General features: G+C 69.8%; 14 protein-coding genes. 6 read left to right on the top strand and 8 right to left on the bottom strand.

Going from position 1 to position 14,350, the window contains the following annotated elements:
* The first annotated feature begins 63 nt into the window (after positions 1-63).
* Together R4823_RS06615 and R4823_RS06620 are read left to right on the top strand one after the other, a co-directional pair.
* On the top strand, positions 64-531 hold the full coding sequence (locus R4823_RS06615; RefSeq protein ID WP_279816249.1) for a MarR family transcriptional regulator: 468 nt from the start codon (positions 64-66) through the stop codon (positions 529-531).
* Between the two features lie 13 nt (positions 532-544).
* Positions 545-1,774: a multidrug effflux MFS transporter gene (locus R4823_RS06620; RefSeq protein WP_243724410.1), complete on the top strand. Its 1,230-nt coding sequence runs from the start codon at positions 545-547 to the stop codon at positions 1,772-1,774.
* Here the strand turns inward: R4823_RS06620 and R4823_RS06625 are convergent.
* Entirely contained in the window at positions 1,753-2,346 is a 594-nt protein-coding gene (locus R4823_RS06625) for a TetR/AcrR family transcriptional regulator (protein WP_338617995.1), read from the bottom strand. The genes R4823_RS06620 and R4823_RS06625 overlap by 22 nt on opposite strands.
* Positions 2,347-2,412: 66 nt before the next feature.
* Here R4823_RS06625 and R4823_RS06630 point away from each other — a divergent pair, with 66 nt between their 5' ends.
* Positions 2,413-3,882: an NAD(P)/FAD-dependent oxidoreductase gene (locus R4823_RS06630; protein ID WP_338617996.1), complete on the top strand. Its 1,470-nt coding sequence runs from the start codon at positions 2,413-2,415 to the stop codon at positions 3,880-3,882.
* A 15-nt stretch (positions 3,883-3,897) separates the two neighbouring features.
* Here R4823_RS06630 and R4823_RS06635 read toward each other — a convergent pair whose 3' ends face one another.
* The 3 genes from R4823_RS06635 to R4823_RS06645 are packed head-to-tail and all read right to left on the bottom strand — an operon-like array spanning position 3,898 to position 6,264.
* Positions 3,898-4,593, bottom strand: coding sequence for a glutamine amidotransferase (locus R4823_RS06635; RefSeq protein ID WP_338617998.1), 696 nt, complete (start codon positions 4,591-4,593; stop codon positions 3,898-3,900).
* Between the two features lie 22 nt (positions 4,594-4,615).
* Positions 4,616-5,443, bottom strand: coding sequence for a pyridoxine/pyridoxal/pyridoxamine kinase (gene pdxK / locus R4823_RS06640; protein ID WP_338618000.1), 828 nt, complete (start codon positions 5,441-5,443; stop codon positions 4,616-4,618).
* Positions 5,440-6,264, bottom strand: coding sequence for a YggS family pyridoxal phosphate-dependent enzyme (locus R4823_RS06645; protein WP_279816236.1), 825 nt, complete (start codon positions 6,262-6,264; stop codon positions 5,440-5,442). The genes pdxK and R4823_RS06645 overlap by 4 nt, the downstream gene beginning before the upstream one ends.
* Before the next feature lie 67 nt (positions 6,265-6,331).
* On the opposite strand from R4823_RS06645, the gene R4823_RS06650 reads away from it, so the two are divergent.
* A complete protein-coding gene (locus R4823_RS06650) occupies positions 6,332-6,898 on the top strand; it encodes a TlpA disulfide reductase family protein (RefSeq protein ID WP_338618003.1) in 567 nt (188 codons plus the stop codon).
* On the opposite strand, the gene ptsJ is transcribed toward R4823_RS06650, so the two are convergent.
* On the bottom strand, positions 6,895-8,187 hold the full coding sequence (gene ptsJ / locus R4823_RS06655) for a transcriptional regulator PtsJ (RefSeq protein WP_279816231.1): 1,293 nt from the start codon (positions 8,185-8,187) through the stop codon (positions 6,895-6,897). The genes R4823_RS06650 and ptsJ overlap by 4 nt on opposite strands.
* A gap of 64 nt (positions 8,188-8,251) precedes the next feature.
* Here ptsJ and R4823_RS06660 point away from each other — a divergent pair, with 64 nt between their 5' ends.
* On the top strand, positions 8,252-9,076 hold the full coding sequence (locus R4823_RS06660; RefSeq protein WP_087837472.1) for an aminoglycoside phosphotransferase family protein: 825 nt from the start codon (positions 8,252-8,254) through the stop codon (positions 9,074-9,076).
* Here the strand turns inward: R4823_RS06660 and R4823_RS06665 are convergent.
* Positions 9,073-10,302: an MFS transporter gene (locus tag R4823_RS06665; protein ID WP_087837471.1), complete on the bottom strand. Its 1,230-nt coding sequence runs from the start codon at positions 10,300-10,302 to the stop codon at positions 9,073-9,075. The genes R4823_RS06660 and R4823_RS06665 overlap by 4 nt on opposite strands.
* 99 nt (positions 10,303-10,401) lie before the next feature.
* Between R4823_RS06665 and R4823_RS06670 the strand changes: the two genes are divergently transcribed.
* Positions 10,402-10,851: a helix-turn-helix domain-containing protein gene (locus R4823_RS06670; RefSeq protein ID WP_087837470.1), complete on the top strand. Its 450-nt coding sequence runs from the start codon at positions 10,402-10,404 to the stop codon at positions 10,849-10,851.
* A gap of 44 nt (positions 10,852-10,895) precedes the next feature.
* Here the strand turns inward: R4823_RS06670 and R4823_RS06675 are convergent, their stop codons facing one another.
* Both R4823_RS06675 and R4823_RS06680 read right to left on the bottom strand, forming a co-directional pair.
* Complete coding sequence (locus tag R4823_RS06675) at positions 10,896-12,218, bottom strand: MFS transporter (RefSeq protein ID WP_338618008.1); 1,323 nt, start codon at positions 12,216-12,218, stop codon at positions 10,896-10,898.
* A gap of 86 nt (positions 12,219-12,304) precedes the next feature.
* Positions 12,305-14,248, bottom strand: a complete 1,944-nt coding sequence (locus tag R4823_RS06680; protein ID WP_338618010.1) for a metallophosphoesterase — start codon at positions 14,246-14,248, stop codon at positions 12,305-12,307.
* Positions 14,249-14,350 lie beyond the last annotated feature (102 nt).

Consider the following 14,350-nt stretch of genomic DNA (forward strand, 5'->3'; position numbering starts at 1 on the left):
AAGCAGCGGAGTGTTTGCGTACTTAGGTTGCATGCGAACTAATTTCCTGGGAAAATAGTTCGCATGCAACCTAATTCAAGGACCCCGCCGCAGCTCGACGAACACGTCCGGGCCCGCTTCGGACGGCTGGTCGGCGCGGTCTACCGCAAGTGGCGCAGGGCGGTCGATCAGCATTTCAAGGAAATGGGTCTCTCGGACGCCACGCGCGCGCCGCTGCTGGCCTTGTACGAATCCAGCGAGCCGGTGGTGCGCCAGAAGGACCTGGCGGAGACATTGTCGCTGGAGAAGTCCTCGCTGGTCCGCATCCTGTCGCAGTTGCGCGAGCTGGGCCTGATCGAGTGGGAAACGGCGGAAGAGGATCGCCGCGCGAAGTCCATCCGCCTGACGCGGCAGGGGCGCGCGCTGGCCGAGCGTATCGTGGCCAAGAGCCTGGAGATCGAGGCCAGCCTGCTGGACGACCTGACCGCGCAGGAACTGCGCATCACCCGCCAGGCCCTGGAAAAGATCGCGCGCCGGTTCGATACGCTTTAGACGAAAGACCTCCATGACCCGCGCGCATCCGTCCCCTGCCCCGTCCATCCGGGCGCCCTTGTGGCTCCTGGTGCTGGTGACGCTCAGCGGCACGATGGCCATGCACATCTTCATGCCGGCGCTGCCGCTGGCGGGCGCCGACCTGGGCGCGAGCCCGGCCGGCATGCAGCAGACCATCACGCTGTACGTGGTGGGGCTGGCGTTCGGACAACTGATCTACGGGCCGGTGTCGGACACCATCGGGCGCCGGCCCACGCTGCTGCTGGGCTTGGGCATCTATCTGGTGGCGAGCGTGTTCGCGCTGTTCGCGCCCACGCTCGAATGGCTGCTGGCCGCCCGCCTGGCGCAGGCGCTGGGCGGCGCGGCGGGCATCACGCTGGGGCGCTCCATCGTCCGCGACATCTCCACGCCCGAGCGGGCCACCAAGGACCTGGCGCTGCTTAACCTGTTGACGCTGGTGGGGCCGGGGCTGTCGCCCATCCTGGGCTCGTACCTGGCCGACGGCTTTGGCTGGCGGGCCATCTATGTGTTCCTGGTGTGCATGGCGACCGCGATGGTGCTGTGCGCGTGGCGGCTGCTGCCCGAGACCAACCTGGACCGCTCGCCGCTGGCCTTCGGCAAGATCGCGCGGGACTACGGCCAGTTGGTCGGCAACCGGCGATTCCTGGGGTTCATGGTGGGCGGGGCCTGTTCCAGCACGGCGCTCTATCCCTATCTGGCGACGGCACCCTACATCGTGCACGGGCAGTTGCAGTTGCCGATTTCCCAGATCGGCTGGTTCGCGGCGATCACCATCGTCGGGGCCAGCGTGGGGTCAGCCACGACCCGGCGGCTGGTGGGGCGCTTGAACACGGAGCTGTTTCTCTACATGGGGGCGGGGCTGAGCCTGGCCATGGCCTTGGTGTTCCTGGGCGTGCAGGCCATGGGCTGGCTGAATGTGCCCGTGCTGATCGCCATCACCTTCCTGCTGACGACGGGATGCGGCATGGCCAGTCCGGCAGGGCTGTCGCGCGCGCTGTCCTCGGCACCGGGGCTGACGGGGTCCGCGGCGGGCCTGTACGGGTTCGGGCAGATGGCGGCCGGCGCGCTGGGTACCAAGCTCGTGGGCTACGGCTCGGATCCGGCCATCTCCTGCGCGGTGGTGCAGATCTTCCTGACGGTGGTGGCCCTGGGGGCTTTCCGGATCGCGGTCGGCGCGCGGGGCGGGGACGGCGGCGAGCCTCAGGGGCGCGACGCGCCCTGAAGAAAGAAGTCGAAGGCGCGCGCGAAGGCCTTGCGCAGGGAAGCCTTCGGGTCGCCCAGCCAGCTCATCAGCGCCGACAGGTACAGGAAATGCAGGTAGTTGGCCAGGCGTTCAGGAGGTTCGTTGTCGCGGACTTCCCCGGCCTGCTGCGCCGCGTGGATCAGCGCGGTGTACGCGGTGACCATGTCGGACGACGACTGCTCGCCCGATCCATCGCTTACCTGCTGGAAGCGGAAGCGGATGTAGGGCGCGGCGTACTGCCGATGTTCCTCCCACCATCGGGCCGAGGCGTCCAGGACCACCGGGATGCGGGAGGCGAAGGTCTTGCGCTTCATGACGGCCTGCATCAGCGGCGCCAAGTCGCGCGCCAGGCGCGCATGCATCCATTCGGCAAGCACCGCTTCCTTGACCGCGAAGTGGTTGTATAGCGTTCCCCGCACGACGCCCGCCTCGACGGCGATCTGTTCCATCGTCACGGCCTCGTAGCCGTGGCGTTCGAACAGGTCGCCCGCCACCGTCGCGATATGTTCGCGCGTGCGCTGGCGCTTGGAGGGAAGGGCGGCCGTGATCATGAAAGAATTATACAGTGTAGAATTTTGTACATTGTCTAATTTTTCCGGTCATGGAGGCTAGCTGCCATGGGAAGGTCGATACGGTCGGCGATGGTCGTCGGCGCGGGGCTGTCGGGCCTGGCGGCCAGCGTGGCGCTGGCCCGGCAAGGCGTCGACGTCGTCCTGGCCGAAGCCGGCGAGGAGGTCGGAGGCTGCTGCTCCACCGTCAGCGAACAAGGCTTCACCTTCAACAACGGCGCCGTGTACGTGGCGGTTCCATCATTGCTGAGATCGGGGTTCGCGCGGCTGGGCATGGACGTCGAGCGCGAGATCGAGCTGGCCGCCATCGCGCGGCCGCATGCGACCCACCTGGGCGACGGCACGGTGGTGCGGCTGGCGGGCGTGGAGGATTCCCTGGTCGAGGGAGACGCGGCACGGACCGCCATGTTGCGGGATGGACTGGACGCACTGCGGCGCCGCTGGGCGCCGATCTATCGCACGCTGGTCCAGGAAGTGCTGCCGTTCGAGCCGGCCCTGGCAAGGACGCTGGGGCGGCTGTGGCGCTACCTGCCTGCCCTGTCGGGGCGGGCCGATCGTCTCATCGCCGGGCATTTCCCGGATGCCGGGCTGCAGGCCGCCGTCGCATCCACCCTGCTGTACACCGGCATGGGGCCGGAACGGCTTCCCGCCACGCAGATCATCGGGCTGGTGGCCTTGCTGGAAGAGGGCTTCCACCTTCCCCGGGGCGGGATGGGAGCCATCAGCCAGGCGCTGTACCGCGCGGCGCAGCGCCACGGCGTGCGCATCCTGTGCGGCCGGCCGGTGGAACGCATAACGGTGGCCGGCGGCGTGGCGCGCGGTGTCGCGCTGGCGGGCGGGGAACGCATCCAGGCCGATTGCGTGATCGCGGCCTGTTCAGGCTTCGACGTGGTCCACCGCCTGCTGCCCGCCGACGCGGTGCCATGGACGCTGGCGCGGCGCGCGCGGCGTGCGCCGCTATCCCATCGCGCGATATCGATCCAGCTGGGCGGCGCGGTCGCCGAGGGGCCGGGCGCGTTCATCGTCAACCACGTGCCTCTCATGCGCGAGCAGGGCCGGCTGCATGTGATGCCGCCGGACGCGCCGCGCTGGCTGGCCTACACATGCCCCACGCAGGTCCTGCCGGATCTGGCGCCGCCGGGACGCTCCATCCTGGAGTTGTACGCGCCTGTCTCCGGCATCGCCTCGGCCGACGAGTGGACGCCCGACATGACGCGGTCCGCCGTGGACCGCTATCTGGCGGCCATGCGGCAGCGGGTTCCGGGGCTGGAGATCGATGCCGTCTGCGTGCTGGATCCACGGGACTTCGTCCGCCAGCGGCATTTGTACGAGGGGGCGCTGTATGGCGTGGCGCCCGGCGCCTCGCCCGACCGCTTCTTCCCGCATCGCACGCCGCTGCGCGGCCTGTATCTGGCCGGACAGACCACGTTTCCAGGCTACGGCGTGCCGTCCGCCATCCTGTCGGGCATACAGGCGGCCGAGGCGGCCACGGGCGGAGCCGGGCCGGCGCGGATCTGAAGAGGTGGCCGGGTGTCAGCAGCCGTCCAGCCAGTCGCCGAAGACCTGGCGGGCCACGCGTTCGAGCTCGGCGCCATGGCGCGCCGCGTCCCGCCTGATGGCGGCGACGTCGATCCGGTGCGCCGCCAGCTCGCAGGCGTGGCCGATCAGCCAGCGTTCGATGTGCGTGGCCTGCGCTTCCAGGTGGAACTGCAGGCCCAGCAGGCGAGGCCCCAGGGCAAAGGCCTGGTTGGGAAAGCCGGGCGTTTGGGCCAGCCTGGCGGCACCGGGCGGGATGTCGAACTGGTCGCCGTGCCAGTGCAGCACGGGCACCGATCCGATGCCGCGTAGAACCGAGGCCTGCCCCTCGTCCGTAAGGGTAAGCGGCGCATAGCCGATTTCGGCGCGGCCGGTGGGCTTGACGTCCGCGCCCAGCGCCTTGGCCATCAGTTGCGCGCCCAGGCAGATGCCCAGGGTGGGCCGGTCCTGCTTCAGCCGTTCGGCAATGGCCGCCAGTTCCGCTTCCAGGAAGGGATAGCGGTCCGTGTCGTAGACGCCGATCGGGCCGCCCAGGATCACGACCAGGTCGGCCGCGGCCAGCGGCCCGGGGGCGATCGCATCGACGCCGGCTTCCAGGTAGCGCACGCGGTAGCCGCGCTCGGCCAGCAGCGGGGCCAGCGTGCCCAGGTCTTCGAAGGCGACGTGGCGGACGATCAGGGCTTGGCAGTTCATTGTCGGGGTTCCGGTCCGGCGTTCAGGGGTAGGGCGGCAGCAGCAGTTCGGCGCAGCCGGCGCGTTGCGTTTCCCGCAGCGCGGCCAGGACGTCATCGGCGGCCTGCCGCGCCGCGGCTTCGATAGCCGCGCCTTCCAGCAGGTGCGCGGCCAGCGACGCGGTGAAGAGATCCCCGGTGCCCTTGGGGGTCAGGGCCAGCCGGGGATGGACGATGGTTGCCGTGCCGGTGCGCGTCACGACCAGGATCTTCATGTCGTCCGGCGTCCAGGTCGCGGGCGCCGCGCTGGTGACGACCACCCATTCGGTATCGCCCGCCAGAAGCCGGCGGGCGGCGCGGATGGCGTCGTCGATGCCGTCCACGGGCATGCCCGTCAGCTGCGCGAGTTCGAAGCCGTTGGGCGTCAAGCCGCGGGCCTGGCCGACGAGGTGGTCGCGGTAGGCATCCACCAGCGACGGGTCGACGTAGATGCCATGGTCGTGGTCGCCGATGACGGGATCGACAATCAGCATGAGGTCCGGGTGGTCCGGCCGTATCCTTTCCAGCCAGCGGCCGAGCGCCTGGGCCTGCGCGGCGTTGCCCAGGAAACCCACCACCACGGCCCGCAACCGGCGCAGCGCGTCGCGGGCCGTCAGGTCGTCCAGGTAGCCCTGGAACCAGTCCAGCGGCAGGGCGCCGCCGTGCATCGTGGGGTAGTGGGGAGTATTGCTGAGCACGACGGTGGGCACGGCGGCGACGTGCAGGCCGGCGCGGTACAGCCTGGGCACCGCGATCGAGTTGCCGACGTGGCCGTAGACGACCTGGGACATGATGGAGACTACGTCCAGCGGGAGGGGGCCGGGATCGTTCATGATGCAGGCTGCGGGTCGGCGGTGGGCCAGTAGTAGGCGTCCGGCGTGCTGCGGGCGCCGAAGATGGCCTGGCCCACGCGCACCACGGTTGCGCCTTCCTCGATGGCGATCTCGTAGTCGCCCGACATGCCCATGGACAGTTCGTCCAGGCCGATGCCGGCCGGCGCGTCCTGCCGCAGGCGGTCGCGCAGCGTGCGCAGCAGCACGAAGCACCGCCGGACCCGCTCGGCTTCGGCGGAGAACAGGGCGAGCGTCATCAGCCCGCGCACGCGCAGGGCGGAGTAGGCGCGCATCTGGCGCAGGAAGTCCTGGACGTCATCTGGATGCAGGCCGTACTTGCTGGCCTCGCCCGAGGTGTTGACCTGCACGAATACGTCCAGCGCGCGGCCCTCGGCTTGCAGCCGGCGGTCCAGTGCCTCGGCCACCCGCGGGCTGTCCAGCGCCTGGAACTCGGCGGCGAAGCGCGCCACCAGCTTGGCCTTGTTGGTTTGCAGGTGGCCGATGATGGACCACTTCAGGTCGGCCAGATCGGACATCGCTTCCCATTTGCGGGCCGCCTCCTGCAGCTTGTTCTCGCCCAGGAAGCGGCAGCCGGCCTGGTAGGCCAGGCGGATGCGCGCTTCGTCGACGGTCTTGCTGACCGGCAGCAGCCGCACGCCGGCCGGGTCGCGGCCGGCGCGCCGGCATGCCGCGGCGATGCGTTCGCGCACCGCCGCCAGGTTGCGGCGGAAATCCTCGACCGAGGCGGCCTGGGGCCAGCGGCCGTGCTGGTCGTGCTGGGTGGGGGTATCGGCCCGGGGGGCTTCGCTGTCCGCGTTCATGTCCGGCTCATCGGTTTGTCCTATGCCAAAAGAGTATCATGTTCAGGCACGACTACAGGAGTCCGACATGTCCCGACCCAAGCCCCATACCGTGGAAGCGCCGCCGTTGCAGGTGGACGAGTGGCTGAACGTCTCCGCGCCCATCGACCTGGCCGGCCTGCGTGGGAAGGTGGTGCTGCTGTACGCCTTCCAGATGTTGTGCCCGGCCTGCCTGGCGCATGGCCTGCCGCAGGCCGAGCGCGTGCATCGCATGTTCCGCGAGGACGACGTGGCCGTGATCGGACTGCATACGGTGTTCGAGCACCACGACGTGACGGGGCCGGCCGCGCTGCGGGCCTTCACGCAGGAATATCGCTGGAGCTTCCCCATCGGGATCGACCGTCCCGCGCCGGATGGGAACATTCCGATGACGATGCGGGACTATGCCCTGGGCGGCACGCCCAGCCTGGTGCTGCTGGACCGCCGCGGTCACATCCGCCTGCATCACCTGGGCAGCATCGACGACCTGGCCCTGGGCTCGGCCATCGGCCGTCTGCTGGAGGAAGGCGAGGAAGGCGGTGGCGCCGGCACGCCCGCAAGCGGACCGGCCGGCGCGGGATGCGGCCCGGATGCCTGCGTGGCGCCGGCGCCCTAGCCCAGGCAGTGCCGCAGGTCCGAGGCGATCCGCCGGCATTGCGCCGGCTCGATGCCCGACAGGGTGATGCGCAGCCCGGGCACGGCTTCGTGCACGCCGAAGGGCTGTCCGTGGCGGACCAGCCAGCCCCGCCGCGCCAGGGTCTGGGCGACCGCCTGGTCGTCGGTGGCCAGCGGCACCCACAGATTGAGTCCGTCCCCGCCTTCCAGGCAGGCGATGCCCCGTTCCCCCAGGGCATCCTCCAGGCGCTTCCTGCGCACGGCATAGTCCTTGCGGGCGCGGGACATCAGCCGGATGGCGTCGGGGCTGCCCAGCGTGGTTTCCGCCATGTCCTGCAGCAGGTGGCTGACCCAGTTCGTGCCCGATGCCAGGCGCAGGCGCAATTGCCGGGAAGTCGCTTCATCGCTGGCCACCAGTGCCATCCGGATATCGGGCCCCAGTGCCTTGGTGAGCGAACGCACCAGGGCCCAGCGCCGCGTGCCCGCGGGCAGCACGGAGTGATAGGCGGCGGTCGCCAGCAGGGCGAAGTGGTCGTCCAGGATCACGGCGACGTGCGGATGTTTCGCCAGGACGCGCGATAGCGCGCGCGCCCGCCTGGCGCTCAGGTTGCAGCCGGTGGGGTTGTGCGCACGGGGCGTCAGGATGACGGCCCGGACTCCCTTGGCCAGCGCGGCTTCCAGCGCCGGCGCCTGCATGCCCTCGGCGTCGACCGGTACGCCCACCGCCTGCAGGCCGGCCACGCGCAGCAGGTTGATGCTGCTCAGGAAGCAGGGGTTTTCCACCGCGACCTTGTCGCCCGGAACGAGCAGGGCGCCCAGCAGGCGTTCGATGGCGTCGACCGCGCCATGGGCCAGGTCGACCTCGAAGGGAGCCGGGCAGTCCTGGGCGAACCAGGCGCGGGCATGGGCCTCGAGTCCCGCGTTGATCAGCGGTTCGCCGTAGAGCCGGGGCCGGTAGGGCCTGGCGTGCAGCGCCGCGGCCAGGTCCGGCAGCCAGGCCGGGTCGGGGTTGCCGCTGGCCAGGTCCACCAGCGGCGAATCGGGCAGCGCGCCTTCCTGTTCTCCGGGCCCCTGGCCGCGTATGGTGGTGCCGCGCCGGCCCTGGGCGGTGGCGATGCCCGCCGCCACGAGGCGCTTGTACGCGGCGGCCACGGTATTGCGGTTGACGTCCAGCTGCGCCGCCAGCTCGCGCACGGGCGGCAGGCCCTGGCCGGGCAGGAGTTGCTGGGACTGGACTTGCGCGCGAACGCTGTCGAAGATCTCGGCCGCGCTCTTTCCTCGTATTCTCATGTCGTCCTAGGACAATGTCGGTGTGCTAGTTTGACACGTTGTTCCACGTAGAGAGCATTCCTCCATGACTCGCCCCCAAGCTTTCGACGCCTGGCTTGCCCGCTGGAGCCTGGAGCCCGACGGCGATCCGTGCACCACGCATTCGAGCCTCTTGCTGCCGGTGCGGCGCGACGGCAAGGCCGCCATGCTGAAGATCTCCACCGAACCCGAAGAGCGCTGGGGCGCGGGCCTGATGGTGTGGTGGGACGGCGTGGGCGCGGCGCGCGTGCTGGAGCACGAGGGCGACGCGATCCTGCTCGAGCGCGCCCTGGGGACGCGGTCGCTGGCCGGCATGGCGCGGGCGGGGCAGGACGACGAAGCCAGCCGCATCATCTGCCGGACCGTCGCCGCGCTGCATGCCCCGCGCGGCAAACCCGCGCCGGCACTGGTGCCGCTGGCCGAGCGGTTCCGGGCGCTCGAACCGGTGGCGGCCCGCCTGGGCGGCATCCTGACCAGGTCGGCCGGCGCGGCCCGGGCGCTGCTGGCCGAGCCTAGGGACGTCGTGCCGCTGCACGGGGACATCCACCACGGCAACGTCCTGGACTTCGGCGAGCGGGGCTGGCTGGCCATCGATCCGAAACGGCTGGAGGGCGAGCGTGGCTTCGACTATGCCAACCTGTTCTGCAATCCGGACCACGCGATCGCCCTGGCCCCGGGGCGCCTGGCGCGGCAGGCGGACATCGTCGCCCGGGCGGCGGGGCTGGAGCGCCAGCGCCTGCTGCAATGGATCCTGGCCTGGGCCGGCCTGTCCGCCACCTGGCTCATCGAGGACGGCGAGGACGAGCTCGTGGCGCCGACCTTGCGCATCGCGGAGCTGGCGGAGGCCGAGCTCGGTCCGGACCGGCGCTAGCCGGGGGCGGAACCGGCCGTCCGGGCGGTAGCCGCCGCCGGCGTGGCGCGCAGGGTGGCCGCCCAGAAGAGCAGGGCCGCAGCGCCGATGCCCGCGCCCATCAGGCACACGCCGTTCCAGCCCGCGTGGGCATAGACCATGGTCGAGATCGATGAGCCGGCCGCGCTGCCGATGGAGTAGAACACCATGTAGGCGGCGGTCAGGCGATTCTGCGCTTCGGGCCGCACGCGATAGATCATGCCCTGGTTGGTGACGTGCGCCGCCTGCAGCCCGAAGTCGATCACCAGGACGCCCAGGACCAGCCACAGGATGGAATGCGGCAGCATCGAGATCGGCAGCCAGGCGGCCAGCATCAGCGCGAGCGCGATGCCGGTCGTGCGCTGGCCGTGCCCGCGATCGGCCCAGCGGCCGGCGCGCGCGGCGCCCAGCGCGCCGGCGGCCCCGGCCAGTCCGAACAGGCCGACCTCGGTATGGGAGAGCGAGAAGGGTGGCGCGGCGAGCGGCAGCACCATGGGCGCGAGCAGCGTCGTGATGTCGGCGAAGATCAGCATCGCGATGATGGCGCGGATGCGCAAGACCGGTTCTTCCAGGAACAGCGTGAACACCGATGCGATCAGGCGCGGATAGGAAATCCGGGTCCCGGTGCGCCGCTGGCGGGGCAGGGCCTTGTAGAGCAGCCCGGCGATCGCCAGCGTCAGCGCCGCCGACACCAGGTACACCGTCCGCCATCCCGACAGGTCGGTCAGGAGGCCCGCGGCGGTGCGCGCCAACAGTATGCCGAGCACGATGCCGCTGGTGACCACGCCCACGACCTGGCCTCGTTCGGATGGCCGGGCGAGCGTGGCCGCGTAGGCGACCAGCGCCTGGGTGACGACCGCGAGCAGGCCCACGGCCGCCATGGAGGCGAGCAGCATGGCCGCCGTCGATGAGAGTCCTGCGCAGGCCAGGGCCAGCACGGAAAGCAGCGACTGCCCGATGATGAGCATGCGGCGATCGAGCAGATCGCCCAGCGGCACCAGCAGGACCAGGCCCAGCCCGTACCCGAGCTGGGTCGCGCCCACGATGAGGCCGGCCACCGCGTGCGACAGGCCGAGGTCGTCCGCCATGACGTCCAGCAAGGGGTGGGCGAAATAGGCGTTGGCGACGGCCAGGCCGCTGGCGACCGCGAAAAGCAGCGTGACCGGACGCGTGAGCGGCGATGGCGCCGCGCTTGCTGTAGAACCCATGGTTGAAACTCCCGATAATTTGGTTTCATTACAAAACCGTTCGGGAGGATAAGGGTTTTAGTTTTATAATGCAACCTAATAATCGATGGAGCGCGGACCATGGTCGGACGAAAAAGCCTGAAGGGGGATTACTGCCCCAGCGCCCGGTCGCTGGACGTGATCGGCGACTGGTGGTCGCTGTTGATCGTGCGCGACGCGTTCGATGGCCTGACGCGTTTCAGCGAGTTCCAGAAAAGCCTGGGCATCGCGAAGAACATCCTGACCGAGCGCCTGCGCACCCTGGTGTCGCGCGGCATCCTGGAGGCCGTCCCGGTGGGGGACAGCGGCGCGCGGATGGAGTACCGCCTGACGGCCATGGGCCGGGACCTGTTCCCGGTGATGGTTGCCCTGCGCCAGTTCGGCGAGCGCCATCTGTTCAAGCCGGGCGAAGCGCATTCCGAACTGGTCGACCGCGAGACCGGCTTGCCGGTCCGGCTGGACATCCGTGCGCCGGACGGGCGGTCGGTGGGGCCGGACGACACGGTGCTGCTCAGGGTGCCCGAGGAATAGCGGGCAGGGGGGCGCCGTTCACCCGAACCGCCTGGCGCCCGGCACTAGCGGGAAGACTCGGTGGCCGGCGAGGCCCGCTCATGTGCCGCCCGAGGCGCGGTCTCCGGCATTTGCCGCAGGACGGGCAGCACCGCCAGCGCGACCACCGCGATCATCGCGCCCGGCGCGGCCGTCCAGCCCGTGGCCTGTACCAGCCATTCCGCCAGGAAGGGCGTCATTCCCCCGAACAGCGCGGTGGCCGCGGTCGCGCCCAGCGCGAGTCCGCTCAGCCGGCCTTCGCCCGGGAATTGCTCGGCCGTGGCGGGAGCGCCCACGGCGCTGACGCCGCCGGCGACCAGCGCCAGCGCGACGGCGCCCAGGGCGACCTGGACGGTGGTGCCGTGTGCCATGTAGGTAAACATGAACAGCGGCAGGGCCGCGCCCAGGACGGCGAGCCCGATCAGCATGGGCCGGCGTCCCAGGCGGTCCGACAGCGCGCCGGCCACGGGCGTGGCCGCGATGACCGCCACGGCGGCGACGGTCGACAGCCAGAGCGATTCGGCTTCCCCGCGGCCTCCGTTCGAGGACAGGAAGGCGGGCACGTAGGTGATGCCGACGTAATACGTGATGGAGCCCAGCGCCGAGATCGCGAAGGTCCTCAGCACGGCGGTGCGGTGATGCGTGAGCGTATGCAGGATGGGCGAGGCGGGTATGGTGCGCTGGCGCTGCTGCCTTTCGAAGTCCGGCGACTCCTGCATGGCCGAGCGGGCGATCCAGATGCTGCCCGCCAGGGCAGCGCCGACGAAGAAGGGAATGCGCCATCCCCAGGCGTCGAGCCGGGGGGTATCCAGCAGCGCCACGGTCGCGGCCGACACCGCCACCGCCAGCAGCGCGCCGACTTCGCTGGCGGCCGAGGCGAGCGACGTGACCAAGCCCCGGCGACGGGGAGGCGCGCCTTCCAGCAGGTAAGCCACCACGCTGGTATATTCGCCGCCCACCGAGAAGGCCATCAGGCAGCGCAGGACCAGCAGCAGCACGCCGGCCGTGGCGCCCAGGCTGCCGTAGGCGGGCAGCAGCGCGGTCGCCAGCATGGCGGCCGTCATCAGCGCCATGGACAGCAGCAGCGTCCGGCGGCGGCCGTGGCGATCGCCGATGTGGCCGAACACGAGGGCGCCCAGGGGACGCATGAAGTACGAGACGGCGAAGCCGGCCAGCGTGGCCAGCAGGGACAGCTCGCCGCCCCCGAAGAAGACGCGGGACAGGACCGTCGCGAAGTACAGGTACAGCGTGAAGTCGTACCATTCGACGATCGTCGACAGGGCGGCGATCGTCAGGGATCCGCGCGAGATGACGGGGGCCGGGGTGGGGCCGCTGGCCGCCGCCGGCATGTCAGGAAAGAGGAATCGTGGCCATGTTCCCGGGAATGATATAGGGATGGCCGGCTCCTGAAAACGCCGGACGGCCTTGCTTGAGCCTAGCGCGCCACCACCGCGAACGCCCCTTCCTTGTCGACCCGTGCCCAGTAGGCCGATTTCGTGGCGTCATAGCCCACGGCCACGGCGCACGAGGCATCGACGTCGGCGGGCAGGGCGGTCAAGAACGCGGCCTGGTAGGGCTGCTTGCTGATGCACGCGGCGGGGGCCAGCGCGACCCACTTGCCGTCCGCGTCGCGGCGCGCCAGCGTGGTGGCGGTGGCGTCGGCGCCCGAGGGCAGCGCGAACTCCAGCACATAGGTGTCGCCGCCCTGGTCGGCGCTGAGTTCCCACTGGCGCGTGGCATGCGCCGGCAACTGCACCGGCAGCTTGCCGCTTTCCGAACCGTCGCCGTAGCTGCCCGGCAGGCCGGTGGTGGCCGTGATGTCCTTGGCGCGTCCCCACGGATCGATGTAGGTGCCGGTCTGCCCCGCGATGCCGCTTATCCACAGCACGTCGGACACCGTGTCCTTGCCGCGCTCCTGCCAGTTCAGCGCGATCAGCTTCTTCAGGTCGATGGTGGTCGCGCGGACCTCGATCTCCTCGTCCCCGGTGCCCTCGTTCACCAGCCGCGCACGCTGGCTGTTGTTGAGGTTGCGGCTGAAGCTCTCGTCGCTGATGAACATGTAGCGGTACATCATGGACAGCATCTCCATGTTGCTGCCGGCGTAGGAATAGCCGGGCGTGGCGCTCATGCCGCGGGTGCGGGTGTCGTAGCGGTTGAAGCTGCGGTTCGTACCGTCCAGCAGGCGCGCGCGATGGCCGCTGGCCGAGGCGCAATAGCTGGTGCGATAGGACGGATCGTAGGCGCTGTTGCGCTGGATGTCGGCGGGCACGCTGCCAGGGAACACCACCTTTTCACAGCGCTGCGTGGAGCGGACGAACCGGTCCAGCAGTTTCCACTGCGGCGTGGCGAGTTCCTTGGGGCCGTCCCCGTTGCGGGTGACGGAATGCTTGGCGAAGTACGAGCGGTAGTCCAGCATGCCGCCCTGGATGGTGAAGATCGAGGCGTTGGCATCGACAAAGCCCGTGTCCTCGTGCTGCACCTTGTGCATCAGCACGCTCTGGATGCGTTCGTGTTCGCCGAAGCGCGTCTCGTAGCCCTTGTAGGCGGCGTCGCCCGAGATGATCTGCTGGAAGCCAAGGTCGGAATCGTCGCGGATGAGGCTGCGGGCATAGTGGTGCTCGTGCCCCGAGACGTAGATCACGTCGTGTTCGGCGAACAGCTTGCGGTATTTGTCGTAGGCTTCGCGGAACTTGGTGTCGTTGACGATGGCCAGGCTGCCGTCGACGATGTTCTCCCGTACCAGGCCGTAGCGGTTGCCGGCGAAGGAGTTGTGGGTCTGGAGGATGATGTGGTCGACCTTGCCGCCGTGTTCCTTGACCATGCTTTCCACGAAGTCGTAGGCCCGTTCCAGCCAGCCGTACGAGATGTTGATGAACAGCACGTTGTCGCGCACCAGCGCGTAGTTCTTGTAGGCCGAGCCGGGCATGTGCCATGCGTCGGCGGGGATGAAGCCTTCCACCGTGTCGTACCAGTCCTGGTCTATGCCCTTGGGGTCGTGGTTGCCCATGATGGGCAGGATGGTCATCCTGTCCTTGTACTGCTCCGCCAGGCCACGCCACAGCGCGTATTCGGCCGGGGTGCCGTTTTCCACGAGATCGCCCACCGCCAGGACCACGTTGACCCCCGACTTCGCGTACAGGTCCAGGATGGCCTTCATGGGATGCAGGGCGACGCCGGAGTCGCCGCCCTGGGTGTCGGGCAGGATGCCGACGCGCAGCGTGGGCGTGACCGGATCCGTCGGCGTGCCGGGGCCGGTCGGCGTGCCGGGGCCGGTCGAAGCGGAGCCGTCTCCACCGCCGCAGGCGGCCAGCGTGGACAGCACGGCGAGCGCCAGGGCGGCGGCCGCCCCGCGCCCGGTCTTGGCGATACGTATGGACATCGTTTGTTCCCCCGAAAGCGGCGCAGATTAGGGGGTCGATATGACCGCGTCATTGCTGCGGATGCGGGACTCCGCCGGACAGGGTAAAAACACACTGGCGCC

Origin of the sequence: Pigmentiphaga sp. CHJ604 (assembly GCF_036972535.1) — a bacterium.
Taxonomy (GTDB): Bacteria; Pseudomonadota; Gammaproteobacteria; order Burkholderiales; family Burkholderiaceae_B; genus Pigmentiphaga; species Pigmentiphaga daeguensis.

What these genes read in the sequence shown, in the direction of transcription:
- R4823_RS06635 (WP_338617998.1), bottom strand. Translation starts at nt 4,593, where the DNA reads ATGAACTGCCAAGCCCTGATCGTCCGCCACGTCGCCTTCGAAGACCTG.
- R4823_RS06680 (WP_338618010.1), bottom strand. Translation starts at nt 14,248, where the DNA reads ATGTCCATACGTATCGCCAAGACCGGGCGCGGGGCGGCCGCCGCCCTG.
- ptsJ (WP_279816231.1), bottom strand. Translation starts at nt 8,187, where the DNA reads ATGAGAATACGAGGAAAGAGCGCGGCCGAGATCTTCGACAGCGTTCGC.
- R4823_RS06660 (WP_087837472.1), top strand. Translation starts at nt 8,252, where the DNA reads ATGACTCGCCCCCAAGCTTTCGACGCCTGGCTTGCCCGCTGGAGCCTG.
- R4823_RS06670 (WP_087837470.1), top strand. Translation starts at nt 10,402, where the DNA reads ATGGTCGGACGAAAAAGCCTGAAGGGGGATTACTGCCCCAGCGCCCGG.
- pdxK (WP_338618000.1), bottom strand. Translation starts at nt 5,443, where the DNA reads ATGAACGATCCCGGCCCCCTCCCGCTGGACGTAGTCTCCATCATGTCC.
- R4823_RS06675 (WP_338618008.1), bottom strand. Translation starts at nt 12,218, where the DNA reads ATGCCGGCGGCGGCCAGCGGCCCCACCCCGGCCCCCGTCATCTCGCGC.
- R4823_RS06615 (WP_279816249.1), top strand. Translation starts at nt 64, where the DNA reads ATGCAACCTAATTCAAGGACCCCGCCGCAGCTCGACGAACACGTCCGG.
- R4823_RS06665 (WP_087837471.1), bottom strand. Translation starts at nt 10,302, where the DNA reads ATGGGTTCTACAGCAAGCGCGGCGCCATCGCCGCTCACGCGTCCGGTC.
- R4823_RS06650 (WP_338618003.1), top strand. Translation starts at nt 6,332, where the DNA reads ATGTCCCGACCCAAGCCCCATACCGTGGAAGCGCCGCCGTTGCAGGTG.
- R4823_RS06625 (WP_338617995.1), bottom strand. Translation starts at nt 2,346, where the DNA reads ATGATCACGGCCGCCCTTCCCTCCAAGCGCCAGCGCACGCGCGAACAT.
- R4823_RS06620 (WP_243724410.1), top strand. Translation starts at nt 545, where the DNA reads ATGACCCGCGCGCATCCGTCCCCTGCCCCGTCCATCCGGGCGCCCTTG.
- R4823_RS06645 (WP_279816236.1), bottom strand. Translation starts at nt 6,264, where the DNA reads ATGAACGCGGACAGCGAAGCCCCCCGGGCCGATACCCCCACCCAGCAC.
- R4823_RS06630 (WP_338617996.1), top strand. Translation starts at nt 2,413, where the DNA reads ATGGGAAGGTCGATACGGTCGGCGATGGTCGTCGGCGCGGGGCTGTCG.